Source organism: Streptomyces sp. CRN 30 (assembly GCF_034105845.1).
In genome coordinates this window covers 42,221-68,920 of record NZ_JAVRHI010000447.1, presented here as the reverse complement: position 1 = coordinate 68,920, position 26,700 = coordinate 42,221, and the positions used below count along the sequence as shown (strand labels likewise).

At 74.2% G+C, this 26,700-nt stretch carries 26 protein-coding genes and 1 riboswitch; of the genes, 13 read left to right on the top strand and 13 right to left on the bottom strand.

All coding sequences use genetic code 11. The annotated features are described in order from the left end of the window. From UW392_RS50485 to UW392_RS50465, 5 genes are all read left to right on the top strand, one after another. Window positions 1-1,061, top strand: a 1,061-nt coding sequence (locus tag UW392_RS50485) for a beta-ketoacyl-[acyl-carrier-protein] synthase family protein (protein WP_320782158.1), incomplete at its 5' end; no start/stop codon positions are given. 218 nt (window positions 1,062-1,279) lie between these two features. Further along, the gene (locus tag UW392_RS50480; RefSeq protein WP_320782157.1) at window positions 1,280-2,254 is read left to right on the top strand and encodes an ACP S-malonyltransferase; all 975 of its coding nucleotides are present in this window, start codon (window positions 1,280-1,282) and stop codon (window positions 2,252-2,254) included. Then, window positions 2,249-2,449: riboswitch (cobalamin riboswitch) on the top strand. It overlaps the preceding gene by 6 nt. A gap of 54 nt (window positions 2,450-2,503) precedes the next feature. Next, window positions 2,504-3,565, top strand: coding sequence for an ABC transporter substrate-binding protein (locus UW392_RS50475; protein ID WP_320782156.1), 1,062 nt, complete (start codon window positions 2,504-2,506; stop codon window positions 3,563-3,565). Next, window positions 3,562-4,617: a FecCD family ABC transporter permease gene (locus tag UW392_RS50470; protein ID WP_414497540.1), complete on the top strand. Its 1,056-nt coding sequence runs from the start codon at window positions 3,562-3,564 to the stop codon at window positions 4,615-4,617. Before UW392_RS50475 ends, UW392_RS50470 begins: the two co-directional genes overlap by 4 nt. Further along, window positions 4,614-5,444 carry an ABC transporter ATP-binding protein gene (locus UW392_RS50465; RefSeq protein WP_320782155.1) on the top strand — a complete coding sequence of 277 codons (831 nt, stop codon included), beginning with the start codon at window positions 4,614-4,616 and terminating at the stop codon, window positions 5,442-5,444. Before UW392_RS50470 ends, UW392_RS50465 begins: the two co-directional genes overlap by 4 nt. Here UW392_RS50465 and UW392_RS50460 read toward each other — a convergent pair. Then, window positions 5,422-6,114, bottom strand: a complete 693-nt coding sequence (locus tag UW392_RS50460) for a TetR/AcrR family transcriptional regulator (protein ID WP_320782154.1) — start codon at window positions 6,112-6,114, stop codon at window positions 5,422-5,424. The two genes, UW392_RS50465 and UW392_RS50460, sit on opposite strands and share 23 nt — an antisense overlap. Window positions 6,115-6,242: 128 nt before the next feature. On the opposite strand from UW392_RS50460, the gene UW392_RS50455 reads away from it, so the two are divergent. Genes UW392_RS50455 through UW392_RS50445 form a run of 3 tightly spaced genes read left to right on the top strand, consistent with a single transcriptional unit; the run spans window position 6,243 to window position 8,662 of the window. Beyond that, on the top strand, window positions 6,243-6,872 hold the full coding sequence (locus UW392_RS50455) for an MSMEG_1061 family FMN-dependent PPOX-type flavoprotein (RefSeq protein ID WP_320782153.1): 630 nt from the start codon (window positions 6,243-6,245) through the stop codon (window positions 6,870-6,872). A gap of 22 nt (window positions 6,873-6,894) precedes the next feature. Continuing rightward, complete coding sequence (locus tag UW392_RS50450) at window positions 6,895-7,812, top strand: PDR/VanB family oxidoreductase (RefSeq protein WP_320782152.1); 918 nt, start codon at window positions 6,895-6,897, stop codon at window positions 7,810-7,812. Window positions 7,813-7,858: 46 nt separating this feature from the next. Then, complete coding sequence (locus tag UW392_RS50445) at window positions 7,859-8,662, top strand: siderophore-interacting protein (protein WP_320782151.1); 804 nt, start codon at window positions 7,859-7,861, stop codon at window positions 8,660-8,662. A gap of 17 nt (window positions 8,663-8,679) precedes the next feature. Here UW392_RS50445 and UW392_RS50440 read toward each other — a convergent pair whose 3' ends face one another. Further along, on the bottom strand, window positions 8,680-10,254 hold the full coding sequence (locus UW392_RS50440; RefSeq protein ID WP_320782150.1) for a glycoside hydrolase family 3 protein: 1,575 nt from the start codon (window positions 10,252-10,254) through the stop codon (window positions 8,680-8,682). 284 nt (window positions 10,255-10,538) lie between these two features. Between UW392_RS50440 and UW392_RS50435 the strand changes: the two genes are divergently transcribed. Genes UW392_RS50435 through UW392_RS50415 form a run of 5 tightly spaced genes read left to right on the top strand, consistent with a single transcriptional unit; the run spans window position 10,539 to window position 16,033 of the window. Then, complete coding sequence (locus tag UW392_RS50435; protein ID WP_320782149.1) at window positions 10,539-11,603, top strand: phytanoyl-CoA dioxygenase family protein; 1,065 nt, start codon at window positions 10,539-10,541, stop codon at window positions 11,601-11,603. Beyond that, window positions 11,585-12,925, top strand: coding sequence for a DUF6271 family protein (locus UW392_RS50430; protein WP_320782148.1), 1,341 nt, complete (start codon window positions 11,585-11,587; stop codon window positions 12,923-12,925). Before UW392_RS50435 ends, UW392_RS50430 begins: the two co-directional genes overlap by 19 nt. Next, a complete protein-coding gene (locus UW392_RS50425) occupies window positions 12,922-14,121 on the top strand; it encodes a type III PLP-dependent enzyme (protein ID WP_320782147.1) in 1,200 nt (399 codons plus the stop codon). Before UW392_RS50430 ends, UW392_RS50425 begins: the two co-directional genes overlap by 4 nt. Further along, entirely contained in the window at window positions 14,114-14,737 is a 624-nt protein-coding gene (locus UW392_RS50420) for a GNAT family N-acetyltransferase (protein WP_320782146.1), read from the top strand. Before UW392_RS50425 ends, UW392_RS50420 begins: the two co-directional genes overlap by 8 nt. Before the next feature lie 3 nt (window positions 14,738-14,740). Further along, the gene (locus UW392_RS50415) at window positions 14,741-16,033 is read left to right on the top strand and encodes an MFS transporter (protein ID WP_320782145.1); all 1,293 of its coding nucleotides are present in this window, start codon (window positions 14,741-14,743) and stop codon (window positions 16,031-16,033) included. On the opposite strand, the gene UW392_RS50410 is transcribed toward UW392_RS50415, so the two are convergent. The 11 genes from UW392_RS50410 to UW392_RS50360 form a co-directional block, all read right to left on the bottom strand. Beyond that, the gene (locus tag UW392_RS50410) at window positions 16,002-16,739 is read right to left on the bottom strand and encodes a L,D-transpeptidase family protein (RefSeq protein ID WP_320782144.1); all 738 of its coding nucleotides are present in this window, start codon (window positions 16,737-16,739) and stop codon (window positions 16,002-16,004) included. The two genes, UW392_RS50415 and UW392_RS50410, sit on opposite strands and share 32 nt — an antisense overlap. Window positions 16,740-16,884: 145 nt before the next feature. Beyond that, complete coding sequence (ssuE, locus tag UW392_RS50405; RefSeq protein WP_320782143.1) at window positions 16,885-17,442, bottom strand: NADPH-dependent FMN reductase; 558 nt, start codon at window positions 17,440-17,442, stop codon at window positions 16,885-16,887. A 51-nt stretch (window positions 17,443-17,493) separates the two neighbouring features. Further along, window positions 17,494-18,264: an alpha/beta hydrolase gene (locus tag UW392_RS50400; RefSeq protein WP_320782142.1), complete on the bottom strand. Its 771-nt coding sequence runs from the start codon at window positions 18,262-18,264 to the stop codon at window positions 17,494-17,496. Between the two features lie 72 nt (window positions 18,265-18,336). Continuing rightward, complete coding sequence (locus UW392_RS50395) at window positions 18,337-19,671, bottom strand: NtaA/DmoA family FMN-dependent monooxygenase (protein WP_320782141.1); 1,335 nt, start codon at window positions 19,669-19,671, stop codon at window positions 18,337-18,339. A gap of 24 nt (window positions 19,672-19,695) precedes the next feature. Next, a complete protein-coding gene (locus UW392_RS50390; protein ID WP_320782140.1) occupies window positions 19,696-20,520 on the bottom strand; it encodes an ABC transporter ATP-binding protein in 825 nt (274 codons plus the stop codon). Continuing rightward, on the bottom strand, window positions 20,517-21,389 hold the full coding sequence (locus UW392_RS50385) for an ABC transporter ATP-binding protein (RefSeq protein ID WP_320782139.1): 873 nt from the start codon (window positions 21,387-21,389) through the stop codon (window positions 20,517-20,519). The genes UW392_RS50390 and UW392_RS50385 overlap by 4 nt, the downstream gene beginning before the upstream one ends. Next, window positions 21,386-22,276: an ABC transporter permease gene (locus UW392_RS50380; protein WP_320782138.1), complete on the bottom strand. Its 891-nt coding sequence runs from the start codon at window positions 22,274-22,276 to the stop codon at window positions 21,386-21,388. Before UW392_RS50380 ends, UW392_RS50385 begins: the two co-directional genes overlap by 4 nt. 2 nt (window positions 22,277-22,278) lie before the next feature. Then, window positions 22,279-23,265, bottom strand: a complete 987-nt coding sequence (locus UW392_RS50375) for an ABC transporter permease (RefSeq protein WP_320782137.1) — start codon at window positions 23,263-23,265, stop codon at window positions 22,279-22,281. After that, window positions 23,262-24,797 carry an ABC transporter substrate-binding protein gene (locus UW392_RS50370; RefSeq protein ID WP_320782136.1) on the bottom strand — a complete coding sequence of 512 codons (1,536 nt, stop codon included), beginning with the start codon at window positions 24,795-24,797 and terminating at the stop codon, window positions 23,262-23,264. The genes UW392_RS50375 and UW392_RS50370 overlap by 4 nt, the downstream gene beginning before the upstream one ends. A 437-nt stretch (window positions 24,798-25,234) precedes the next feature. Then, the gene (locus tag UW392_RS50365; protein ID WP_320782135.1) at window positions 25,235-26,143 is read right to left on the bottom strand and encodes a DsbA family protein; all 909 of its coding nucleotides are present in this window, start codon (window positions 26,141-26,143) and stop codon (window positions 25,235-25,237) included. Beyond that, window positions 26,140-26,577 carry an Rrf2 family transcriptional regulator gene (locus UW392_RS50360; RefSeq protein WP_320782134.1) on the bottom strand — a complete coding sequence of 146 codons (438 nt, stop codon included), beginning with the start codon at window positions 26,575-26,577 and terminating at the stop codon, window positions 26,140-26,142. Before UW392_RS50360 ends, UW392_RS50365 begins: the two co-directional genes overlap by 4 nt. Between the last annotated feature and the right edge of the window lie 123 nt (window positions 26,578-26,700).

The window sequence follows — 26,700 nt, the reverse complement described above, 5'->3', positions numbered from 1 at the left end:
CGAAGGCCGCGCACTGCGACCGCTCCGCGCAGTTCGCCCTGGTCGCCGCGCGGGAGGCGCTGGACGACGCCGGTCTGCCCGACGCCGCGGCACTCGCCGCCGGCGGCGCGCGGGTCGCCGTCGTCGTCGGCGTGGGACTCGGCGGGCTCACCAGCATCCTGGAGCAGAACCGCCGGATGGAGAGCGGGGGGTTCGGCCGGGTCAGCCCCCGTGCCATCCCGCTCATGCTGCCCAACCACCCCGCCGCCGAGGTGGGCCTGATGGTCGGCGCGACGTCCGGGGTGCACACCCCGGTCAGCGCCTGCGCGTCCGGCGCGGAGGCCCTCGCGCAGGCCCTGGACCTCGTCCGGGAGGGCCGCGCCGACGTCGTGGTCGCGGGAGGCGCGGAGGCGGGCCTGCACCCGCTGATCTTCGCCGGGTTCGCCCGGCTGCGCGCGCTGTCCCGGCGGTGCGACGACCCCGACCGGGCGTCCCGGCCCTTCGACGCCGAGCGGGACGGGTTCGTCCTGGGGGAGGGGGCCGGGATGGTCGTGGTGGAGAGCGCCCGGCACGCCGCCGCCCGCGGTGCGCGGGCGCACTGCCGGCTCACCGGCGCGGGCATCACCAACGACAGCCACCACATCGCGCAGCCCGCGCCCGGCGGGGCGGGGTGCGCCGCCGCGGTCGCCGCCGCCCTCGACGACGCGGACCTCCTGCCGGAGGACGTCCGGCACGTCAACGCCCACGCGACGTCCACGCCGGTCGGCGACCTCAGCGAGGCGCAGGCCCTGCGCACGGCCTTCGGCAAGGTCCTCGACGACGTGTCCGTCAGCGCCACCAAGGCCGCGCTCGGCCACACGCTGGGCGCCGCCGGGGCGATCGAGGCGGTCACGACCGTCCTCGCCCTGCGGGACCGGACGGCGCCGCCCACCCGCAGCCTCGAACGCGTCGACCCGGCGATCGAGCTGAACGTGGTCGGCCGCACGCCGGAGCCCCTGCCGTCCGGGCCCCTGGCGGCCCTCAGCACGAGCATGGGCTTCGGCGGCCACAACGTCGCGCTGGCCTTCACGACACTCCCATGACCCCCCGACCACCGACCCGAGCCCCCGAACACGGCCCTCCCACGGTCTCCGGCGGGGCGGACCGTGTGCACCAGGGGCTCGTGTCGTCCGGGTGGCCCTCGGGGCGGGACGCCTCAAGCCGAGGTGATCTCCGTCGGGCCGGAGGGGGCGGGGACGCGGTTCGGTGTCCCCACCCCCTGGGAACCGACCCGCCGGGTGACCGGGCGCGGGTGCTGCTGATGTGTCCCGGGCAGGGGGCCTACCTGCCCGGGGCCCTGCGGCACCTGCGGTACGTCCCCGCCGTCGCCGAGGTGCTGACCACCGTCGACACCCACGCCCCGGCCCACGGCTCGCTGCGCGTGCCGGTGGGCCGGCTGCTCACCGAGGAGGACGCGCCCGCGCCCGAGGAACTGCTGCGGAGCGACCCCCTCGGGTTCGACCTCGCCACCTACGCGGCGGTGGTCGCCTCCGCCACCGTCCTGCTCGGCCTCACCCGCCACCGCGTCGACGCGGTCCTCGGCCACAGCGTCGGGGACCTGGCCGCCCTCACCGTCGCCGGAGCCGTCACCGTGCGCCAGGGCGTCCAACTGCTCCGCATCCGCGACCGGCTGCTGCGGACCGCCGCCCTCCCCGCCGCCGGGATACTGGCCACCGACACCACCGCAGGACAGGCCGCGGACCTCATCCGCGCCTGCGGTACCCCCCAGGTGCGGATCGCCGCCCGCAACGCCCCCGCGCAGGTCGTCCTCGCCGGCCCCGACGCCCAACTCGCCCACGTACGCCGCGCACTTGAGGACAGCGGGCACCGCGTGACCCCGCTGACCAGCCGTACCGCCTTCCACCACCCCCTCCTCGACGAGGTCCACCGCTCCTTCCGCAGCCTGCTGCGCGCCCAGCCGCTCGCCCGGCCGGTCCTTCCCGTGCACACCACCGCCGGCCGCTGGGCGACGACCCCCGCCCACCTGCGCACCACGGCCGCCGCCCACCTCACCGAACCGATGGAACTGCACCGGACCCTGCTCACCCTGCGCCGGGCCGGTTTCACCACGTTCATCGACAGCGGCCCCCGCGCCCTGCTCAGCGGCCTGGTCCGGGCCGGCCTGCCCGGCTGCGCCACCGCCGCGCCGCTGCGCACCCCTGTCGCCGCGGACCGCATACTGCGCCGGCTGAACGCCGTCGCCCCGCCGCGCCGGCCCGGTCCGGGCCCTTGGTAGTCTGCCGAGGCCAGTCACGCCACCTCGGTGGTCAGGGAATCCGGTGCGAATCCGGAACTGACGCGCAGCGGTGAGGGGGACGGGCGGGGCACGATCGCCACTGGGACGACCACCGCGCACGCGGCGGCGTCCTGGGAAGGCGCCCCGTCCGGACGAACCCGAGTCCGAAGACCTGCTGGCACCTCCGCGCCCCCGCGCGGAGGTCGACCGTAGGCCAGGCTCCGCGTCCAGAGCCCCGACACCCGAGGCATGCCCGTGCTCCGCACCACCCCCCGTTCCGCCGCGTTCCTGCTCACCACCGCCCTGCTGCTCACCGCGTGCTCCACCGCCGGCGGCACCTCCGGCGGAAAGGGCACCGCGTCGGACGGCGCCTCCGCCGCCACCGGTTACCCGGTCACGCTGCGCAACTGCGGCCACGACGTCACCCTGACGTCGGCACCCGCCCATGCCGTCTCCCTCAACCAGGGCAGCACCGAGATCCTCCTCTCGCTGGGCCTGGCGGACCGCCTCGCCGGCACCGCCACGTGGACCGACCCGGTGATGAAGGGCCTGGAGAAGGCGAACGCCGGTGTGCCCCGGCTCGCCGACAACAACCCCTCCTTCGAGAAGGTCCTCGACGCCGGACCCGACTTCGTCACCGCGTCCTTCGTCTCCACCCTCGGCACGGGCGGCGTCGCCACCCGCGAACAGTTCGAGAAGCTGGGCGTCCCCACCTACGTCTCCCCGTCCGACTGCGCCGCCGGCAAGGACAACGACAGCGGCGGCGACGGCTCCCGCAGCACCCCCCTCACCCTCGGCACGGTCTACGGCGAGATAACCGACCTCGCCCGCGCCTTCGGCGTCGAGGAACGCGGCGACGAACTGGTCGGTGAGCTGAAGGACCGCGTACGCGAGGCCACCGACGGGCTCGACGCGTCCGGTGTCTCCCTCATGTACTGGTTCGCCAACTCCCAGTCGCCCTACCTCGCGGGCTGCTGCGGCGCCCCCGGCGCCATCACCCGCGCCCTCGGCGCGAAGAACGTCTTCTCCGACACCCACGACGAGTGGCCCCAGATCAACTGGGAGACCGTCGCCGACCGCGACCCCGACGTCATCGTCCTCGGCGACCTGACCCGCAAGTCCCAGACCGCCGAGACCGCCGAGGCGAAGATCGAGTTCCTGGAGACCAACCCGGCGACCCGCAACCTCACAGCGGTGAAGAAGAAGCGGTACGTCCTGCTCAGCGGACAGGCGATGAACCCGTCCATCCGCACGGTCGAGGGGATCGAACAGGTCGCCGCCGGTCTCCGGGACCTCGGACTCGGCAAGTGACCCGGCCTGCCGACGGGCACGTGCGCCGGCACGTGCCCGGCGCGCGGACGACCCCGCTCCTGACCGCCGCGGGCCTCGCTGCCCTGGCGCTGTCGGTCGCCGTCGCCGTGACCATCGGCCCCGCCGACATCTCCGCCGGCGACGTGTGGTCCTCGGTCGCCGCCCACCTGGGGTTCGGTGAGGGCACCCTCGCCCCGCTGCGGGACGGCATCGTGTGGGACCTGCGCATGCCCCGCACCCTGCTCGCCGCGGTCTGCGGCGCCGGACTGGCCCTGTGCGGCGCGGTCATGCAGTCCCTGCTGCGCAACCCGCTCGCCGACCCGTTCGTCCTCGGCGTCTCCTCCGGCGCCTCGACCGGCGCGGTCGCCGTGATCGTGCTCGGCGTCGGCGGGGGAGCGGTGTCGCTGTCCGCGGGCGCGTTCGTCGGCGCCCTGCTGTCGTTCGCGCTGGTCCTGGTGGTCAGCCACAGCCTCGGCGGCAGCGTCGACCGCGTGGTGCTCTCCGGCGTCGCCGCCATGCAGCTCTTCTCGGCGCTGACCTCGTTCACCGTACTGACGTCGGCGGACGCCGAGACCACCCGCGGCGTGCTGTTCTGGCTGCTGGGCTCCCTCACCGGCGCCACCTGGACCCAGGTGCTGCTGTGCGCCGGAGTGCTCGCCGCCGTCCTCGTGGTGTGCCTCGTCCACTCCGCCACCCTCGACGCGTTCACCTTCGGCGAGGAGGCCGCCGCCAGCCTCGGGGTACGGGTGGGCCGTACCCGGCTGGTGCTGCTGTGCGCGACCGCGCTGCTCACCGCGGCCCTGGTCAGCTGCGCGGGCGCGATCGGCTTCGTCGGCCTGGTCCTGCCGCACGCCACCCGCGCGCTCACCGGCACCGCCCACGCCCGGCTGCTGCCGGTCACCGTCCTGACCGGCGCCGTCTTCCTGGTGTGGGTGGACACCCTCGCCCGTACCGTCCTCGACCCCCAGGAGATCCCGGTGGGAGTGGTGACGTCCCTGATCGGCGTACCGGCCTTCGTGGCCGTGCTCTACCGGGGCAGGAGGCGCACATGACCGGCAGGGCCCCCGCAGACGACGTACGGCCCCCCGCCGACGGCACACGGCCCCCCGCCCCCGCCGGCGACGGCCTCCGCTCCGACCGCGTCGCCCGCCGCGCCGGCGGGCGGCTCATCGTGGACGGCGTCACCCTCGCCCCGCGCACCGGCGAGACGATCGGCCTGCTCGGCCCCAACGGGTCGGGCAAGTCCACCCTGCTGCGGCTGCTCGCGGGGGTGCTCCAGCCCTCCGCCGGTGTCGTCACCCTCGACGGCCGCCCGCTCGCCGGGGTCGGCCGCCGGGCGGCGGCCCGGCGTATCGCCACCGTCGAACAGCACGCGCACACCCAGACCGAACTGACCGTCCGGGACGTCGTCGCCCTCGGCCGCATCCCGCACCGCCGCCCCTGGGCCGCCGGTTCGCCCGAGGACGGCCCGGCCGTCACCGCCGCCCTCGCCCGCGCCGGGCTCACCGACCGCGCGGACCAGTCCTGGCACACCCTGTCCGGCGGCGAGCGCCAGCGCGCCCAGATCGCCCGCGCCCTCGCGCAGGAGCCGCGCGAACTGCTGCTGGACGAACCCACCAACCACCTGGACATCCAGCACCAGCTGGACCTGCTGGAGCTGGTCGTGTCCCTGCCGGTCACCACGGTGATCGCCCTGCACGACCTCAACCTGGCCGCGATGTACTGCGACCGGCTCCTCGTGCTGCGGGAGGGCCGGGCCGTCGCCGAGGGCGTGCCCGGCGACGTCCTCACCCCGTCCCTCATCGAGGAGGTCTACGGGGTCCGCGCGGAGGTCGCCGACGGCCACGGCCACCCGGTCATCCGCTTCCTGCGCCGGTAGCGCCGGTAGCGCCGGTAGTAGCGGTAGCACCGGTAGCGAGGGAGGCACCGGAAGCGCCGGTGAGGTAGCGGAACAGCATGGCGACGATCTCGTCCTCCAGCCGCGTGACGTCGACGGGGTCGGGGGCCGCGACCATCGTGTGGATCAGAATCTCGACGGTGGCCACCAGGATCCGCGCGGCGACGACGGTGTCGGCCACCCGGACCTCCGGGTGCGTCCGCAGCAGCTCCAGCGCGTAGGCGATCCGTTCCCGCTGGAAGACCGTCACCCGTTCCAGCAGCTCGGCCGAGCGCGGCCCCTGCTCCACCATCACGCGCAGCAGCTGCGGGTCGTCCTGGTGGTTCTCGGCGGAGGCGCGGACGAAACGCCGCAGGATGTCCTCCAGCGAGTCGGGCAGGCCCTCCGTCAGGAGCCGCTCGACGGAGGCCTGGCCGCGGTCGAGGTGGCGGGTGAGCAGCTCCGCCAGGATCGCGTCCTTGTTCGGGTAGTACTGGTACAGCGAACCGATCGACACCCGGGCCCGCTCGGCGATGCGGTTGGTGGTCCCCGCGGCATAGCCGTACTCCCCGAAAACGTGAGCAGCCGCGTCGAGGATGCGGTCCCGGGTGAGTTCCGCGCGCACCTGACGGGGCTGTTTACGTGGGGCGATCCCCTGGCGGTCGGGGCTCATGACACCTCCTGGACGGCGCCGTGAAAGCGAGTGGCGCAAGACCTGAATGATTGCTCACAATACTGTCATGACCTGCGGCGAAACCGTCAAGGACGGCTGCCGGACCCGCTCGGGAAGGACACATCCCCATGAGTCATGTCGCCACCCGTCCACGACGCCTCGCGCCGGACGGCGTCCGGGCCCTGCTCGGCGAGCCGGACGCGATGACCGCGCGGAAGAAGACCGACCGCCTCGATCCGTTCTTCCGCCGCTTCATCGCCCACTCGCCGTTCCTGACGATGGCCACCGCGGACGCCCGGGGCCGCGCGGACTCCTCGCCCCGGGGTGACTACCCGGGCTTCGTGAAGGTGCTCGACGACCGGACGCTGGCCGTCCCGGACCGACCGGGCAACCGCATCGCCGACTCCTTCACCAACCTCGCCGAGAACGACGGCGTCGGACTGCTCTTCCTCGTCCCGGGCCTCAGGGAGACCCTGCGCGTCAACGGCCGCGGCTACCTCACCGACGAACCCGACGTCCTGACCCGGATGGAGACCGAGGGCCGGCGCCCGGTGCTGGCCGTGGTCGTCGAGGTCGAGGAGGTCTACTACCACTGCGGCCGCGCCCTCATCCGGTCCCGGCTGTGGGACCCCGCCGCCCAGGCCCTCGCCGAGGAGATGCCGTCGGCCGGCGAGACGTTCACCGCGCAGTTCGGCCTGGACGTCGACCCCGCCGCCGTGGACCGGCTCCTCGAAGACGGCTACCGCACCCTCTACTGACCGGACAGCGAGGAACTCACCCATGGCAGCGACGCGGACCGTTCTCGTCGACCGCATCGAACCCGTCACCGACGACGTCGTCTCCCTCACCCTGCGCGGCACCCCGGGGCCGCTCCCGCCCTGGGAACCGGGCGCCCACATCGACGTCCGGCTGCCCAACTGGCTGACCCGGCAGTACTCGCTGTGCGGCGACCCCGCCGACCTGGACACCTACCGCATAGCCGTCCGCCACGACCGGCTCAGCCGCGGCGGATCGGAGTACGTTCACCGCTTCCTGCGCCCCGGACGCCTGTTGGAGATCTCCGAGCCGCGCAACCACTTCCCGCTGCTGCCCGCCCCGCGCTACCTGTTCCTCGCTGCGGGCATCGGCATCACCCCCGTCCTGCCGATGCTGCGGGCGGTCACCGACGCGGGACTCCCCGCCGAACTCCTCTACGTCGGACCGTCGGTGTCCGCCATGCCCTTCGCGGACACCCTGCGCGCCGCGTACGGGGAACGGGTGCGCCTGGTCGCCACCCGGGAGCGGGGCCGGCCCTCCCTGCGCGCCCTGGCGGCGGAACTCCCCGACGACACCCTCGTCTACGCCTGCGGTCCCGCGCCGCTGCTGGCCGCCGCCGAGGAGGCGTTCCCCGCCGGGCGGCTGCACGCGGAGCGGTTCCGGCCGCTGCGCCGCGCGTTCGGGCCCGACACCGCCTTCGAGGTGGAGTGCGCCCGCTCCGGCTCCACGGTCGAGGTGCCGGCCGGGGAGTCGATGCTCGACGCCCTGGCGCACGCGGGCCGGACGGTGGCCGCGGGCTGCCGCGAGGGCGTCTGCGGGAGCTGCGGGATCACCGTCCTCGACGGCGAACCCGACCACCGCGACGACATCGGCGCACCCGAGGGGCGCGTGTACCCGTGCGTGTCCCGCGCGCGGTCCGCGCGGCTCGTCGTGGACCTGTGAACCACCGTACCGACACCACCACCGCGACGACGAGAGCGAGACAGCGATGAGCGTGCTGCCCAAGGTGCGCATGGCGCGGAGCCGACGCATGATCACCCTGGAGGTGCGGCGGACCGAGCGGATCAGCCCCACCTTCCTGACCGTCACCCTCGGCGGCCCGCAGGCGGCCCACCTGGAACCCATGGGCTTCGACCAGACCGTACGGCTCTTCTTCCCCCGCGCGGGACAGGACGGGCTGCGGATGCCGAGCCGCAACAGCGAGGCGTGGATGGCCGAGGTGCTGCTCATGCCGAAGGCGAGCAGACCCCGGGTGCGCAACTACACGGTCCGCCGGGTGCGGCCCGAGGCGGACGAGGTCGACATCGAGTTCGCCCTGCACGGCGACAGCCCCGCCTCGGCGTGGGCCCGCGGTGTCCGGCCGGGCGATCCGGCCGGTCTGTTCGACATGGGCGTCACCTACCTGCCGCCCGAGGACGCCGCCTGGCAGTTCCTCGCCGGTGACGAGAGCGCGCTGCCGGCGGTGCTGGCCATCCTGGACCACGCTCCGGCCTCTCTCACCGGTGAGGTGTTCCTGGAGGTGCCGGACAGCGCCGACTTCCGTACGGACGTCACCGCGCCCGAGGGTGTCACCGTGCACTGGCTGGCCCGCGACGGCGCCGCGCCGGGCACCGCGGTGCTCGAAGCGGTCCGGGGGACAGACCTGCCGCCGGGGCGGGGGTACGTGTGGGTCGCGGGGGAGTCCCGGCTCGCCACCGGAGTCCGCCGACACCTCGTCCGCGACCGTGCCGTCCCGAAGGCGGACGTCGCCTTCCACGGCTACTGGCGCGAGGGCCGTCCGAGCCTCGGCTGAGCCGGCCTGCCGACGCTTCAGCCCGCGGCATCCCCGGTCAGCACCTCCGCCGCGGCCGTCCCGGAAGCCGTGCTCGCGCCGTGCGTGTACACCCGTACCGCACCACCCGCACCGTCCGCACCGTCCGGGGCTCCGCCCGTACCGGCATCCGGCTCCGTGGAGGCGTCGGCGGGCGGCAGGCCCATCTCGATCACCACCGCGTCCGGGCGGGCCGTGGTCAGGTCGGTCACGGCGTGGCGCATCCACGCGTGGCGGGCGGCGTCGCGGACCACGAGGACCAGGGGCCGGCCCACCGCCGGCCGCAGCGCGCACTCCTCCAACGCGACCGTACGCTCCAGGAGTTCGTATCCGTGCACCCGCACGGACGTGGTCCCCGGCAGCCGCTCCCGCAGCGGGGCCGCGACACCCCAGGGCGTCTCCTTGCCGATGGCGAGGTTGGTCGCCGGGGCCAGCTCCACCACGTGCGGCGCGGACGCCAGCGGCAGCACACCCCCTACGGCCCCGGTGACCCGCACGGCACGGCGGGCGGCCACCTGGCCGATGCCGCCGGCCCCGGCCGCGCGGACGGCGGACGCCTCCCGCAGCTTCACCGACCACTCGGCGAACTCCGCGACCCGGCGCGCCGCGTCGGCCAGCCGCTCCACCGGCAGCCCGCCGTCCGCCACCGCACCGGCGAGCGCGTCGACGAGCTGCTCGGTGGTGGACTCCTCGGCGCTCTCCCCGCCGACGCACACGGCGTCGACCCCCGCGGCGACGGCCCGCACCGCAGCGCCGCCGATGCCGTACCGGCGGGTGACCGCGGCCATCTCGATGGCGTCGCTGACGACCAGTCCGTCGAAGCCCAGCTCACCGCGGAGCAGGTCGTGCAGGATGCGCCGGCTGAGCGTGGCCGGCAGCTCGGTGTCGTAGGCGGGCACCAGCAGGTGACCGCTCATCACGGCGCGGACCCCCGCGGCGACGGCGGCCCTGAACGGCGGCAGCGCCTCGGCCTCGATCCGGGTCCGGTCCGCGCGGTAGGCGGGCAGGTCGTGGTGGGAGTCGACGGCTACGTCCCCGTGCCCGGGGAAGTGCTTGGCGCAGGCCGCCACGCCCGCCGCCTGGAGGCCGCGCACCCAGGCGGCGGTGTGCCGGGAGACCACGTCGGGGTCGACGCCGAAGGACCGCACCCCGATGACGGGGTTGTCGGGGTCGGAGTTGACGTCCGCGCTGGGCGCGTAGTCGAGGCTCACCCCGGCGGCGCGCAGCTCGGCGCCGAGGTCGGTGGCGACGGCCTCGGTCAGCGCCGGGTCGTCGACGGTGCCGAGGGCGAAGTTGCCGGGGCGGCTGGAGCCGGTGGCGGACTCGATGCGGGTGACGTCGCCCGCCTCCTCGTCGATCGCGACGATCAGCGCGGGGTTCTCGGCCCGCAGTCGCGCGGTCAGCCGCGCGACCTGCTCGGGGGAGACGATGTTCCGGGAGAAGAGCACGACGGAGGAGAGTCCGTCACCGATGGCGCGCAGTACCCAGTCGGGTGCCTCGGTGCCCACGAAACCCGGCTGGAGGACGGAGAGCGCGAGCCGTCGCGGCTCGCTGCTGTGCTGGCTGGAGGACATCGGCCGCGCCTTTCCGGTACCCATCTTGGTATAGACCAAGGAGACGATGGGTCCAGGCTAGCCGGGCGTGTCAAGAGTGGATCGTCGCCGCCCCGACGCCCTTGCCGCGTCAACGCGGGTGTGCGTGACGGGTGTTGACACCCTCACTTGGTCTAGTCCATTGTGGCGCTCGTTCGGCGAGGGGCGCGAGTGGCCGGTGTTGTGGCCGGTGTTCACCGTGGCACGCCCCCGCACAGACCGCCGTAACGAGGGCCGCCCCCTACGGCGACGACCTGGAGCACCACATGGCGACACCCCACCCCTACCTCCACCGAGCCGCCTCCGACGTCCCGTACTTCAGCGCGGACGCCGACACCTACCTCGCCCGCACCCAGCTGCGCGACCTGGAGAAGACCCGCCCGCTGCGCGTCCTTACCGAGAAGGACTTCGCGCACTGGCAGACGTACGGCTACACGGTCGTCAAGGAGGCGATCCCCCGGGCCGCGGCCCGGCGGCTGCTCGACTTCGCCTGGGAGTTCCAGGGCCTCGACCGCGACCGCCCGGAGACCTGGTACGAGGAGCGCGCGTACCGCTCCGACCTCGACCGCGAACTGCACATCTACGGCTTCGTCGAGGCCTACCACCACCAGCTCATCTGGGACAGCCGCCAGACGCGGCGGGTCTACGACGCGTTCGTCGACGTCTGGGACTGCGAAGAGCTGTGGGTCACCCTGGACCGGCTCAACCTCAACCCGCCCAACGTCGGGAACCGCGACCGCGCGCTGATCGAGGAGCGCGAACGCGGCTTCGACATCGAACTCCACTGGGACGTCGACTCCACGCTCGGCGTCCTGCCCCAGCGCGTGCAGGGCATCATCGCCCTCGACGACACGCGGCCGGACCACGGCGGCTTCCAGTGCTGTCCCGAGCTGTTCCGCCGCTTCGAGAGCTGGAAGGCCGTCCAGCCCGACGACCGCGACCCCATCCGCCCCGCGATCGACCGCGCCGAGATGCCCGTCGTACGGCCCGAGCTCGAAGCCGGCGACCTGCTGATCTGGAACGGCCTGCTCGCCCACGGCGTCGCGCCCAACACCTCCGGCAGCGGCGTGCGCGCCGTGCAGTACCTGTCGATGATGCCCGCCCTCGAAGACCACGGGGAACTGCGCCGCTCCCGCGTCGAGTCCTGGCGCACCCTCGCCACCCCCGACTGGAACGCCACCCTCCTCGGCGACCCCTTCCGGCACGAGTCCGAGCGGTACCCGACCGCCGAACTCGACGACCTGGGCGCACGGCTGCTCGGCCTGAGGTCCTGGCGCGACGGCGACACCGACGAGGCCACCGGGGAAGCCGCATGCGCCGCATCTGCCTGACACTGCCCACGAACCGGGCCTGTCCCGAGACCATCGCGGCCCTCGGCGAGGAGGCGGTCCACGCCGCCGGACACGCCGACCACACCGACGGCACCGACGGCACCGATGTCCATGTACTGATCCTCGACTCCTGCGCGGCCGACGTGCGCGCCGAGCACACCGCCGCCGTACGGCGCCTGCCCGCGCACCCCCGGGTCACCGTCCACCACCTCGACGAGGACCGGCAGCGCGACTTCCTCACCCGGACCGTCGCCCGCTCGGGCCTCGCCAAACCCGACCTGCTCCTCGACCTCCTCCTCCCCGACGGCCTCTCCTACGGCGCCTGCACGAACCGTGCCTTCCTGGTCGCCGCCGCGCTGGGCTGCGCGTCCGTGCACCGCCGGGACTCCGACAGCCGCTACCAGCACCTCGACGGCCACGCGGTCTTTCCGGTCGACCACGAGGTCGCCGTCATCGGCAGCCGCGCCGCCGACGCCGCCGCCCGGGTCACCGCCACCGACCTGCCACCGGGCCACGGCGACCGCCGGGTGGCGATGGTGGGCGCCTCCTTCATCGGCGAACCTTCCGTCGACATCGCCCCCCTGCGCGCCGCCGACCCCGACGTCTACCGCGACGTGGTCGGTCTGTGGGCGCCCGGCCACTGGTCCGCCGAGCGGAAACACGGACTGGCCGACGAGTCCTTCACGGGCGCGGGCACCACCCCGTTCACCGAGGACCACGCACTGCTCACCCATGTCGACCCGATGCGCGTCGACATGTGCAACATCGCCTTCCACGGCGTCCACGAACGTGTCCCGCTGCCCCCCGCACGGGACACCATCGGCAGCGACTACCTCCTGATCCACCTCGTGCACGACGCCCGGCTGCCGGGCGTGCTGCACAACCGGCACATCGTCAACTACCACACCGGCGAACGCCGCACCGACGCGGGCTTCCTCGCCTACCAGACCCGCTTCGTGAAGTTCCTGCTGTCGATGCTCTACTTCCACCACGTCTACGACCGCATGGCCGAGGCCGGCGACACGCTGCTGGACGCGGACGGAGCCGTGCGCGGCGACGCCGTGGCCGCGTTCGCCCGGGAGAGCACCGCGCTCGACCGCACGGAGAACGAACAGCGGCTGGACGCCGTCGACACCGCCTACCGGCGGCTCGGCGGCCGCTGGACCGGCGTCGCCGACCTGCTCGCGGCCCACCGCGAACGGCTCCTCGACGAGGCCCGGGACGACATGGCGGACTTCGCGCTGCTCACCGAGGCGTGGCAGCCGCTCATGGCCGCCGCGAAGGCCACCGCGCTCGACGAGCCGGCCGGGCGGCCCGGATGAGCACGGTGACGAAGACGGCCCCGGGGCCCGGTGCGCGGCTCGCCGGCGCGCTCGCCGGCGCGACCACCGACCGGCTCGTACTGGACCTCACCGGCATCGCCCGCGGCCACGCCGCGCTCCGCCGTGAACTGCCCGGCGTCCACGTCCGGTTCGCCATGAAGGCGTGCCCCGTGGACGAGGTCCTCACCACGCTCGCCCGAGACGGCGCCGGGGCCGACGCCGCGAGCCCCGCCGAGATCGAACAGGCCCTGCGGGCCGGCATCCCCGCCGACCGCGTCCACTACGGCAACACCGTCAAGTCCGACCGGAACATCGCCGCCGCCCACCGGCTCGGCGTCCGCACCTTCGCCACCGACAGCCACCAGGACGTGGCCGCGCTCGCCGCACACGCCCCCGGCGCCAGGGTCTTCTGCCGCGTGGCGACCGGCGGCCACGGCGCGGTGTGGGGACTCAGCCACAAGTTCGGGTGCCCGCCCGCGGAAGCGGTCCGTGTCCTCGCCCACGCCCGGGACGCGGGCCTGGTGCCGTCCGGCCTCTCCGTGCACGTCGGCTCCCAGCAGATGACGGCCGAGGCGTGGAGCACCGCCGTCGAGGACCTCGCCGGCACCCTGCGCGCCCTCGGCCGCGAGGGCATCACCGTCGACCACGTCAACCTCGGCGGCGGCCTCCCGGCCCTCGGCTACCTCGACCGGCACGGCACCCCCCTCGACCCGCCGCTGGACAAGATCTTCGCGGTGCTCCGGGAGGGCACGGAGACGCTGCGCCGCGTCCACGGCGGCCCGCTGGAGTTCGTCGTCGAACCGGGCCGGTACCTCGTCGCCGACCACGGCGCGGTCCGCGCGCACGTCGCCCGGCTCGCCCGGCGCCGGGGACCGGACGGAGCGGACCGCCACTGGCTCTACCTGAGCTGCGGCAAGTTCAACGGCCTCTACGAGATGGACGCCCTCCAGTACCGGCTGGTGTTCCCCGGCCACCCGGACGGCCCGACCGTACCGGCCGTCGTCGCCGGACCGACCTGCGACAGCGACGACGCCTACTCCCACGAGGACGGCCTGGTCCGGGTGCCGGCGGCCCTCGCCTCGGGCGACCCCGTGTGGGTGCTGTCCAGCGGCGCCTACGCCCTCAGCTACACCACCCGCGGCTTCAACGGCTTCGCCCCGCTGCCGTACACGGTCACCGGCGGCACCCATGACTGACGCCGCCCAGGACCGCCGTACCGGTGACGCCGACGGGGACGCCGTCCACCAGCGCCGTACCGGTGACGCCGACAGGGGCACCGTCCACGACCGCCTTACCGGTGACGCCGTACGGGTGCGCGGCATAGGCGCCGGTGACTGGGACGCCGTGGTGGCGCTGGAGCGTGCCGCCTACGCGCCGCTCGGCCTCTCGGAGGGCCGGGCCGCGCTCCAGTCCCGGGCGGCGGCCTCCCCGGAGACCTGCTTCGTCCTGGACGCAGGCGGCCGCACCGCCGGATACGTCCTCGCCCTGCCCTACCCGCCGCTGGCCTGCCCGGACCTCGGCCGCGCCGAGGAGGCCGCCGCCGACCCGGCCGGCAACCTCCACCTCCACGACCTCGTCATCGCCCCCGACCTGCGCCGCCGCGGCCTCGCGCAGCACCTGCTGCGCCGCCTCGCCGGCACCGCCCGCGACCGCGGCGACGAGCGGATCTCGCTGGTCGCCGTCGGCGGCAGCGACCGCTGGTGGTCGGCGCGCGGTTTCACCCCCCACCCGGAGGTCGTCCCCGCCGGGCCGTACGGCGCCGACGCCGTCTACATGTCCAGGCCGGTGCCGGCCCCGCGCGAAGTGAGCTGACAAGTGTCCCGACCCCGCACCCCTTTCACGGACCCCTTCGCACGCGGTCTGCTGGCCACCGCCGCGCTGTTCTGCTCCCTCGGCTTCCAGTACGCCACCTGGGCGGCGCGGATACCGGCCGTCAAGGACGACCTCGGCCTGAGCACCGCCCAGGTGGGCGTCCTGCTGATGGCCGCCGGGGTCGGCGCGGCGGTGTCGTTCCCGCTGGTGGCCCGGCTGATGCGGCAGCTGGGCTCACGGCGCCTCGCCCTGCTCTCCCAGCTCTGCCTCGCCCTGCTCCTGCTCGCCCTGGCGGCGGCGCCGAACTACCCGGTGGCGCTGCTGGTCCTGCTCGCCGACGGCGTCTTCGTCGGCTGTCTCAACGTCGCCATGAACGCGCAGGGCGCCGCCCTGGAGACCCGGTTCGCGCGGTCCGCCATGGCGCGGCTGCACGCGACGTTCAGCGCCGGTTCGCTGCTCGCCGCGCTGGTCGCCTCCGCCATGACCGCGCTCACCGGATCGGTCGCGGCGCACTTCGCGGTGGCCGTCGCGCTGCTGCTGGCCCTCGGCGCGGCAGCACGCACGGGCCTGCACCCGTCCGACGGCCCCGACGAAAGGGCCGCCGCGCCCGGCGAAGAGGACGCCGCACCCGGCGAAACGGCCGCCACGGCCGGGACCCCCGGTGCCGAGAAGACCGGTGGCCGCCGCCGCTGGAGCGTGCCCGCCTCGCTCACCCTCTGGATGTGCTGCGCCATGGTCTTCGGCACGGTCGCCGAGGGCGCCATGAACGACTGGTCCGCCCTGTACCTGAAGGACGTCGCCCACGCCTCGGCCGGCCTCGCGCCGCTGGGCATCGCCGTCGTCTCCGGCGCGATGCTCCTCGCCCGGCTCTTCGCCGACGGCTGGCGCGACCGCTGGGGCGACCGGCGCGTCGTCCTCGCCGGCAGCGTCCTGGCCGGCACCGCCCTCGTCGCGGCCCTGCTGAGCGGCGGCGTGGTACCGGCGCTGGCCGGCTTCGCCGTCGTCGGCCTCGGCGTCGCCGCCGTGACCCCCTGCGTCTACGCGGCGGCGGCCCGCCAGGGCTCGGACGTGCTCACCCTCGTCGCCGCCATGGGCACCACCGGTCTGCTGGCCGGCCCGCCGCTCATCGGCTTCCTCGCCGACGCCAGCGGTCTGGCGTGGGGGATGGGCGCCGTCGCCGGGTGCGCGTTCGTGGTGGCGGTGTGCGCCACGCGCATCCGCTGGACCCCGGCCGGCTCCGCGGTCCCCGCCGGTACGGCCGCGGCTACTCCCGCAGAGCCGCCTCGGGTCCCATGACGACGACCGGCTCGCGGGCCGGGTCCAGCGCCCGCAGCAGGACGCGCATGTGCTCCTCGCTGAGGGACACACACGCGTTGGTCGGCCCGCCGTGGTCGACGTGGATCCACACGCCGCCGCCCCGGTCCTCGCCCAGCGGACGCTCCGTGTCCAGCGGGCTCGTCCCGGACACCCGGTTGTAGTCGACGGCGACGACGTAGTCGAAGGACCCCTCCAGCGGCTCACCGAGGTGCCCGTCGCCCTCGGCGGTGAACTCCGGGTTCTCGTCGTAGGGGAGCCGGGCGAACGGCGCGGGCAGCCGGCCCCCGGCGTCGCTCAGCGTGAACACGCCGACGGGGGTGCGCAGGTCGCCCGCCCAGTGGTCCCGGGTCCAGCCGCGCAGGCCGTTGTGGGCGGGCCACGGACCGGCGACGGCCCGCCAGCCGTGGTCGGCGCCCCGCTCGTACAGCAGCACTTCGGCGCGGTTGCCGTCCTCGGTGGTGCCGTGCACCACCAGCGCCTGCCGGGTGCCGGCCGGGATCCGGCCGCGCAGGGCGGGCCCGACCCCGGGCAGCGGCCGCTGCCCCGTCCGCTGCGGAGAGGCGCCCGGCGCGGGCGACCCCGCCGGCGAGGAGGAACCGCGTGGCTCCGGGGTACAGCCGGTTCCCAGCAGGCCGGTGCACACCACGGCGCCGAGCGCACAGGCCAGGACTTTCCTCAGGGTCATACCGATCTCCGACTCCGTACGTGGACTAGTCATTGCTTGACCGCTTCCGGTGCCGGTTTCCCGCGCCCCGCCCCGCCTCCCCCGTTCGGCGCAGACCGAAGGGCGCGGCCGTCACGGCCGCGCCCTTCCCGTACGGAGCCGGTGGCTAGGCCGCCGGCACCCGCGCCGCCGGACGGCCGCCCAGTACCGCGGAGAAGCGGTCCGTGACCTCGGCCAGCGCCTCGGCCGCCTCCGGCGCGACGGCCAGGCTCCCGTCGTCCTGGACGGCGATGCTCCGGTCGAGGGTGAACCAGCCCGGCACGATGTGTGCGGCGCCCATGGAGCTGAGCACCGGGCGCAGGGCGTAGTCGATCGCCAGGACGTGGGCGGTGGAGCCGCCGGTGGCCAGCGGCAGCACCGTCTTGCCGGTCAGCGCGTACTGCGGCAGCAGGTCGAGCAGTGACTTCAGCAGCCCGGAGTAGGCAGCCTTGTACACCGGTGTGCCGACCACGACACCGTCCGCCTGTTCGAACAGGGCCGCCGTCTCCACGATCGCGGGGTGGCGGAAGTCGGCGCCGAGCAGCGCCTCGGCCGGCAGGGTGCGGACGTCCAGCGGGACCACCTCATGGCCCTGGAGCCGGAGCCGGTCGTCGAGGTGACGCAGGAGCCGGGCGGTGCGGGAAGTGGCGGAGGGGCTGCCGGAGACGGAGAGGACGAGAGCCATGGGGGACCTTCCGGGTCGGGAGGAGGGGACGGTCGGGGCGGGGTCCCGCGCTCACCAGCTGCTGGACTCCACCGCGATCAGCGGCCGCAGCTCGTTGCGCAGGGTCTCCAGGAACGTGACGACCTCGGCGGCCACCGAGCGGTGCTGGAGGTCGTTGAGGACGTCGTGGTGCGCGCCGCGGACCAGCGAGTACCGGGCCCGGGGGAGCGCGGCGGCGGTCCGGGCGAGGGCCGCGTGGTCGGCGAGCGGGTCGGCGTCCCCGGCCAGCAGCAGGGCGGGGACGGTGAGGACGGCCGCGTCGGCCGCGGCGAGCAGCGCCTCGGGCACGGCGTCGTCGAGCGAGCCCCGGCGCACCCGGGAGTCGTCGGTGAGCACGGCCCGGTGGGTGGGGCAGGACGTACGGACGTCCAGCTCCTCCTCCCAGGTGGCGGCGGAGGCGGCGGCGGAGCCGCCCGGCAGCCCGGCGAGGACGACGGCGTCCGGCGCGACGGCGCCCGGGAACGCGCCCCGCCCCAGCAGCGCGGCGACCGCCGCGGCACCGGTGTCGGCGCCCACCAGGACGACGGGCCGGGCGACGTCCCCCTCGACGGCGGCACCCTCGACGGCCTCGGCCAGCCGGGCGCCGAGCCGCGTCAGCGACCCGTCCAGGTCGGCCGCGTCCAGATCGGGCGCGGCGACGACGCGGACGCGGTAGGCGTCGGCGGCGAGCCGCCGGCCGAGCCGGCCGTAGGTCGCGGGGGTCTCGCCCCGGCCGGGCACGACCAGGACCGTGCCGCGGGTGAGCAGTCCTTCGGGGGCGTGGTGGTCGGTGTACTCGGTCATGTCACACACTTCCTGAGGGGGCGGGGGCGGGGGCGGGGGCGGTCGGAGGGGCGGCGGGCCGGTGCCGGCCGGTCACGAGGTGGCGCGCGCCGCGGTGTGCCGGTTGGCCGGGACGGGCAGCCCGAGGTTGCCGCGCAGGGTGTCGGCGGCGTACTCGGTGCGGAACAGGCCGCGCTTCTGGAGCAGCGGCACGACCCCGTCGACGAAGAGCTCCAGTTCCCCGGTGGTGCGGAAGGCGAGGTTGACGCCGTCGAAGGCACCGGCGCGGAACCACTCCTCGATCGTGCCGGCCACGGTCTCGGGCGCCCCGACGAAGGGGGAGTGCCGGAACTCGTTGACGCTGTCCGCCACCTGACGCAGCGTCAGTCCCTGTTCCCGGGCCCGTTCGATGATCTTCGAGGCGCCGGTGCGGCCGCCCTTCTCGGCGAGGTGCGCCACGTCCGGGAACGGCGCGTCGAGGTCGTGGACGCTGAAGTCGTAGGCGCCGAAGGACCGGCCGAGCAGGGCGAGATTACGGTCGAAGTCGTTGTCCTCCTCGAAGATCTCGCGCTCGCGGCGGCGGGCCGCCGCGTCCGTCGCCGCCACCACCGGACCGCCGTGGATGAAGATCTTGATGTGCTCGGGGTCGCGGCCGTAGGACGCGGTGCGCCGCTTGATGTCGGCGTAGTAGTCCCGCGCCTGCTCCAGCGAACCGCCCGGCGCGTAGATGCCCTCGGCGACGCGGGCGGCCAGGTCGCGGCCCTCCTCCGACACGCCCGCCTGGAAGATCACCGGCTGGCCCTGCGGCGAACGGGAGAGGTTGAGCGGGCCGGCCACCTTGAAGTGCTCGCCCACGTGGTTCAGTTCGTGCAGCCGCGAGGGGTCGAGGAACACCCCGCGTTCCACGTCCGCCGGGAACGCGTCGTCCTCGTAGGAGTCCCACAGCCCGCGCGCGACCTCGACGGCCTCCAGGGCGCGCCCGTAGCGGGTGGTGTAGTCGAGGTGCTCGTCCAGGCCGTAGTTGCGGGACGTGCCGGTGTCGAAGCTGGTGACGACGTTCCACCCGGCGCGCCCGCCGCTGATGTGGTCGAGGGAGGCGAACCGCCGCGCCAGGTTGAACGGCGAGTTGTACGTGGAGCTGGCGGTGCCCACCAGGCCGATGTGCCGGGTGTGGGTGGCGACCGCGGAGAGCAGGGTGAGCGGTTCGAGCCGGTTCAGGTAGTGCGAGGGGTAGGTGGCGTTGATGAACTGGCTGTCGACGATGAACAGCGCGTCGAACAGGGCGTGTTCGGCGGCCTTCGCCTGCTGTATGTAGTACCCGATGTCGATGCTCGCGTTCTTCGCGACGCGCGGGTCCTTCCACAGTCCGTGCTGGCCGGGGCCGCCGACGCCGTAGGGGTGCAGGGCGAGGTGGAGCTGGGTGGTCATGGCTGTTCCTGTCTGTGTCGGGGTTCAGGCGTCCAGCATGGCGCGCAGCCGCGCCCGTTCGGCACGGTCGGCGGGGGCGCCGCGCAGCGTCGGCGCCGAGCCGACGAGCAGCCGGGTGTAGGGGTGCCCGGGGCGGTTGACGACGTCCGCGGCGGTGCCGGTCTCCACCAGCTCGCCCCGGTAGAGGACGGCGATCCGGTCGGCGGTCCCGGCGACGGAGCCGAGGTCGTGGGAGATGAACACCAGCGCCACGCCGCTGTCGCGCAGCTCCTTGAGGATGTCGAGGACCTGCACCCGGTTGGCCGAGTCCAGGGCGCTGACCGGCTCGTCGAGGATGACCAGCCGGGGTTCCGTGACCAGCGCCCGCGCCACCGCGACGCGCTGGCGCTGCCCGCCGGACAGTTCGCCGGGCAGCCGTGCGAGCAGCTCCTCGCCGAGCCGTACCCGGCCGAGGAACTCCCGGACGCGCCGGGCCGCCTCCTCGCGCGGGTCGCCCCGCACGAGCAGCGGCTCGACGAGGGACTCCTCGACGGTCAGGTCCGGGTCGAGGCTGCGCAGCGGGTCCTGGAAGACGTACTGGACGACACCGCGGCGGCGCAGGGCGCGCCACTGCCGCTCGTTGTGGCCGGTGACGTCCTCGCCGTCGACGACGACCGACCCCCCGGACGCGGGGACCAGGCCGAGGACGGCGCGGGCGAGGGTGGACTTGCCGGACCCGGTCTCGCCGATGACGCCGACGGTCTCGCCGGGTGCCACGCTCAGCGATACGCCGTCCAGGGCGCGGCGGCGCCGGCGGCGCGTGCCGTAGTGCACGGTGAGGCCGCTGACCTCCAGAACGGCGGCGGTCATGCGGTCTCCTCCGTGGGGTTCAGGAACTTCTCCAGCCCGTACTGTTCGTGCTCGGCGACGAGCAGCCGGGTGTACTCGTGCCGCGGGTCGTCGAGGACGGACCGGGTCGGGCCCTGCTCGACCACCTCGCCGCGCCGCATGACGAGCACCTCGTCGCACAGCTGGGCGACGACGGCGAGGTCGTGGGAGACGACGACGAGGGCCGTCCCGGTGGTCTCCCGCAGATCGGCGAGGAGGTCGAGGATCTCCGCCTGCACGGTGACGTCGAGGGCGGTGGTGGCCTCGTCGGCGATGAGGACGCGGGGTCCGGCGGCGATCGCGGCGGCGATCAGCACACGCTGGAGCATGCCGCCGGACAGCTCGAACGGGTACTGTCCCGAGACCAGTTCCGGGTCGCGCAGCCGCACCGCGTGCAGCAGTTCGACGGCGCGCCGGCGGGCCTCGCGGCGCTTCAGCCCGAGCTTGACCCGGACCACCTCGGCGATCTGCGCGCCCACCTTGACCGAGGGGTTGAGGTAGGACGCCGGGTCCTGGAAGACGGCGCTGACGGTGGCGCCCCGCAGCTGTGTCCACCGCGCGGGGGTGAGCGTCGCGATGTCGGTGCCCTCGATCTCCACGGTGCCGCCGGAGACCTCGAAGTGGGCGGGGAGGATGCCGAGCGCGGCGCGGCAGGTGAGGGTCTTGCCGCTGCCGGACTCGCCGACGATGCCGACGGTGCGGCCGGGGGTCAGCTCGAAGCCGACCCCGTGCACGATCTCCCGGCCCCCGGCCCGGTCGGTGATGCGCACGTCGCGCAGGGACAGCACGGGGGCGGCGGTCTCCCGAGCCGGCGCCCGGTGCGGCAGCAGGTCCTTGGACAGGGTCGTCATGACACGCCTCCGGCGGGAGCGGGGTCGGTCGGTGCGGAGCGGTGGGCGCGGGCCCGGCGGGCGCCCAGCAGGGCGCGTCCCGCCTCGCCGGAGACGTCGCGGAGGGCGTCGGCGAGGAGGTTCCCGGCCCACACCGTGGCCATGACGAGCAGCGCGGGGGCCAGCGGCGCCCACGGCTTCTGCCCGAGATAGCCGAGGTCGGAGGCGAGCAGCCCGCCCCAGGTCGGCTCGGGCGGCTGCACACCGATGCCGAGGAAGGTGAGGCTGGAGACGATGACGAAACCGGTGCCGACGGTCTGGGCAAAGGCCACCGCGATCGGCGGGAGCACCTTGGAGCGGACGTGGCGGCGGACGATCCAGCCGACGGAGGCGCCCGAGACGATCGCCGCCTCCACGTACTGCGAGCGGGCGACGTTGAGGGTGGCGGCCCGGGACACCCGGTAGAACAGCGGCGACACCAGGATGCCGGTGACGAGCATCGCCTGGCTGAGCCCGTTGCCGAGCAGCGCGATCACGGCGACCGCGAACAGCAGGAACGGCAGCGCCACCAGGGTGTCGGCGAGCCGCAGGGTGACCCATTCGAAGACCCGGCCCAGGTAGACCGAGAGGATGCCGGGGACCGCGCCGACGACCAGCGCCGTCACCGCGACCTCCAGCGAGCCGAGGACGCTGACCCGGGAGCCGTCGAGGAGCCGGCTCAGCTCGTCGCGGCCCAGGTTGTCGGTGCCGAGCCAGTGCGCGCCCGAGATCCCGGCCAGCGCGTTGTCGCTGGTCGCGAGGGGGTCCTGCGGGGCGAGCAGCGGCCCGAACACGGCGAGCAGGGCGATGAGGGCCAGTACGGCGACGGCGATACGGCCCGAGGTGAGGCCGAGGACGCGGCGCACCATGGTCACACTCCTCGCTGGGCGGCCGGCGTGACGCGGGCCAGCACCAGGTTGACGATCAGGTTGAAGGAGACGACCAGCGCGACGGAGACCACCAGGACGCCCTGGACCGCCGGTACGTCACCGGCCTGCGCGGAGTCGTTGGCGAACCGCCCGAACCCCTGCAGACCGAAGATCCACTCGGTGACGACGGAGGCACCGACCAGGGCGGGGAACTTCAGGCCGAGCGTGGCCAGCGTCGGCCCCAGGCCGTTGCGCAGCACGTGCGAGAAGAACACCCGGCGGGGACCGAGCCCCCGTACCACCGCGCCGGTGACGTAGTTCTCGCCGTAGGCCGTCACCAGGCTGGTCCGCAGCTGCCGGGCGACGTCGGCGACGACGTCCAGGCTCAGCGCGAGCGCCGGCAGCGTGATGTGCGACAGCCAGGGGCCCACGCCCTGTTCGGCGGGGACGTACCCGCCCGACGGGAACAGGCCGAGGCCGACGGCCAGTACGGTGACGAGCACGATACCGACGACGAACGCCGGCATCACCGACACCACAGTGACCAGGCCGGTGACGGCGCGGTCGATCCAGGTGGTGCGGCGCAGAGCCGCGACCGTGCCGAGGACGAAGCCCACCGTCACGCCGATGAGCAGGGCGAAGAACGCCACCGAGAGGCTGACCCCGAGGCCGAGCCCGATCAGGGTGGAGATGTCGGCGCCGTTGGTCCAGCTCGTACCGAGCTGCCCGTGCAGGACGCCGGTGAACCAGTCCCAGTACTGCGCGAGGAACGGCCGGTCGAGTCCCCACTGGGCCTCCACCCGGGCGATGGCCTCGGGCGTCGCCTCCTCGCCCAGCTGGATGCGGGCCGGGCTGAGGCCGCTGAACGACCGCAGCGCGAACGTCACGAACGTCGCGACGAGGAAGACCGGTACGAAGACCGCGACCGACCGGCCGACGACGGCGAGGACACGCACCAGGGTGTGCCGGGCCGGGGAGCGCCGGGTCACGAGGTGCCTCCGATGGTCACGCCGGTCCAGTTGAGGTGGGCGGGGTTCTTCGGCAGGTTCGAGACCGACTTGCTCTTCGCGATGAGGTTGGGCTGGGAGTACGTGAAGACCAGGGCCCTGCTCTCCAGACCGGCGCGGGTGGCGGCCTGGAGCGTGTCGGCGTAGTCGGGGTCGTCCAGCGGGGTGCGGCGCACCTCGGCCACCGCCTTCTCGAAGCCGTCCGGCTGGTAGGGCGAGCTGAGGTTCAGCGGTCCGTCGGGGCCGAAGTGGGCGGTGAGCGTCTGCACCGCGGAGTCCCGCCCGGTGGTGCTGTAGAGCGAGAACGTCAGGTCCTTGGCGAAGAACGGGGTGGCCCAGTTCTTGTCGATCCTGATGTCGACGGTGATGCCGACCTTGCCCAGCTGGGACTGGACGATCTCCGCCTGCGGGTCCTCCGCGGGGATGACCAGGTCGAGCTTGATGTCACCGGCTCCGTAACCGGCCTGGGCCAGCAGCTTCTTCGACTTCGCCGGGTCGTAGGGGTAGGCGTTCTCCGACTCCGGGTCGTAGGCCACGTACCCCTTGGGGAAGGGCTGGTCGGTGGCCTCGCCGTAGCCGAAGGTCAGTTTGTCGACGAACTCCTGGCGGTTGACGGCGTACCGGACGGCGTCGACGACCCGGTCGTCCTTGAACGGCGCCTTGTTGACGTTGAGGCTGATGTTGGAGGCGTTGAAGCCGGGCTGGACGAAGACGTCCAGGCCGGCCTTCTCGGCGCTCTCGGCCTGGCTGGGGTCGATGTCGGCGAAGTTGTAGACACCGGTCTGGAGCCCGGAGACGACCGTGGAGGTGTCCGGCGCGGAGGTCAGCTCCACGTTCTCGATGTGGATGTTGTCGGCGTCCCAGTAGTCCGGGTTCTTCTTCAGCAGCGCCTTGGTGCCCGGGATCAGCTGGGTGATGGTGAACGGACCGGCGCCGACCGGGTTCTGGTCCAGCTCCGCCGGTGACTTCGCCGCGGCGGGGCTGGCGATCTGAAGGACGCGTTCACCGAGCAACTGCGGGATCTGGTAGTCGACCTGGGTGAGGTGCAGTACCGCGTCCAGACCGTCGGCCTCCACGGACTCGATGGAGGTGAGGTCGCCGAAGAGCGCGGAGTTCTTCTGTTCCTGCGCCCGCTCGACGGCCGCCTTGACGGCCTTCGCGTCGACCGGCTCGCCGTCGCTGAACTTCAGCCCGGAGCGCAGGTGGAAGGTGACCTGGTCGCCCTTGTCGTTGTACTCCCAGCTCTTCGCGAGGTCCGGCACGGCCTCGCCCTTCTCGTCGATCCGGGTCAACGACGCGTACACCAGGGCAAGTTCGCGGAACTGTGCGCCGCTGCCGCCGACCACCGGGTCCCAGTGGGTGGGGAAGTAGGAGGAGGTCCACTTCAGGGTGGAGGCGCCGCCGGCCGCGGAGCCGTCACCCCCACAGGCGGCGAGCGCGGGCACGAGGACCGTGGTGAGTACGGTGCCCAGCGCGGCGGTGCGCAGGCGTCGGGGCGTGAGGCGTCCGGACATGTCTGTCTTCCTGGTGGGGCGGACCGGCACGGGGCGGACCGCGGACGGGGAGGGCGGGGAGCGCGCGCCGCACCGCCCCGCCGCGCGCCGGCCGCCGGACACAACGGCGGACGGCGGGGCGGGCACGCCGGACACGTCCGGCTCGGAGCGGGATGTCACGGCACGGACGGGGAAGGACGCGCAGGCGGCGGGGAGCGGCGGAGGAACGCCGGGAAGGCCCGAAGGCACCGGAACGGCCGGTGCCGGGGAACGTGGGTGGCGTCGGGTCAGCGACAGAGAGCGCTACAGGTGCGCCGCAGATCCACGTAGCGGCACACCACACCGGGGTGCGTCGTCAGCATGCGGCCATCTTTGGGGCAGGAACCACCGGCTGTCAATGGACACCGATCGATGTCTCATTGCGCGGGACGGGAATGACGGCTGATCAGCCGGGGTGCTCAGGGGCGCGGTGCGACCGCAGGGTGCACCGCCGCCTCGTCCGGGTGCAGCCACAGCGGCCCGCCCGCGGTGTCCACCCGCACGGCGCCGGCCGGGGGCCACGGCCCCCGCGCGTACACCGCCCGCTCCGGCTCGGTGAGACTCCGGTACCGCTCCAGCGCCTCCGCGGCGGACGGCGTCCCGGTGTCCGGCCGCAGCCCGGGGGAGACCGCCTCGACCGCCGCGGCGTACGCCTCGAACGGCCGCCACCCCGGCACCGCGCGGCACCCCCGCGCCCCCCGGAACAGCACCGTCGGCAGCGCGTACCGGTACCCGCCGTCGTCCGTCTCCTTCGCGGCACCGGGGTGCGGCGAGGCGTCGGCGACCGACAGCACCTCGGGCACCGGCCGGCGCGCCTCGGCCCGGTCGGCCCGCACCGCGTCCAGCACCTCGGCGCCGGCCGCGTCGGCGGCCAGCCGTTCCGCATCCAGGCCCGGGAGACCCCGTACGGCCGCGAGCGCCAGCCCGTGCGTGTCCGCCGGTTCGCCGAGGACGAAGACGGTCTCCCGCAGCCGGCGCAGCACCCGCTCGGCCACCTCGGCGCCCTGGCGCTCGGCCGCCCGCGCGAGAAGCGAGGCGGGCCACGAACTCGCCGCGACCCGCGCCAGCCGCTCCGCGCGCGGGGCGCCGGTGTGCCCGCCGACCTCGGCCACGTACCGGGCGTACCAGGCGGTCTCCGCCGCCGGGTCGGGTGCCGGGTCGTCGTCGTCATCGAAGAGGACGCAGTAGACCCGCCGCCAGGTGACCTTCCCGGCCAGCCCCGCGCGCAGCCGGCGGAAGACGGGCTCCGACCCCCAGGCCCAGGGACAGAGGGGATCGGTGTACTCGACCACCTCGACGCCCCCGTCCCCGTGGGCCCGCGTCGTCACACCGCCCCCTCGGCGGCCGGTTCCCGTGCGGGTGTCCCGGCGGGGAGCAGCGCGGCGACGGTCACCCCGGCCAGGACCGACACGGCGTCCGCCTCGATACGGCGCCACACCCCCGGCAGCCCGGTCGCGGGCCCCGGATAGTCCAGGGCGCTCAGGTTCTCCCCGCGCAGCATGATCACCTCGCCGTCGACGGCACGGACGACGTCCAGCAGGGTGATCTCGTCGGCGGGACGGCCCAGCCAGTACCCGCCCTCGCAGCCGCGCTGGCTGCGGACCAGCCCGGCCCGGCGCAACTCGCCCACCACGGACTTCAGGAACCGGAACGGGATCTGCTGACAGGAGGCGATCGTCTCGCAGGTGAGGGGACGCGCGGGTTCACGGGCCAGCTCCAGCAGAGCGCGCACGGCGTAGTCCGCCTTCGCGGAGATATGCATGCCCACATCATGCACGAGCGGGCCCCGCGCGGTGTCCGCTCCGGACGATCCGTGTCTCCTGTTGCGGGAACATTGCCGCAGGTGAAGCGCAATGGACACCCCTTGACATCCTTTTCGGGGCGG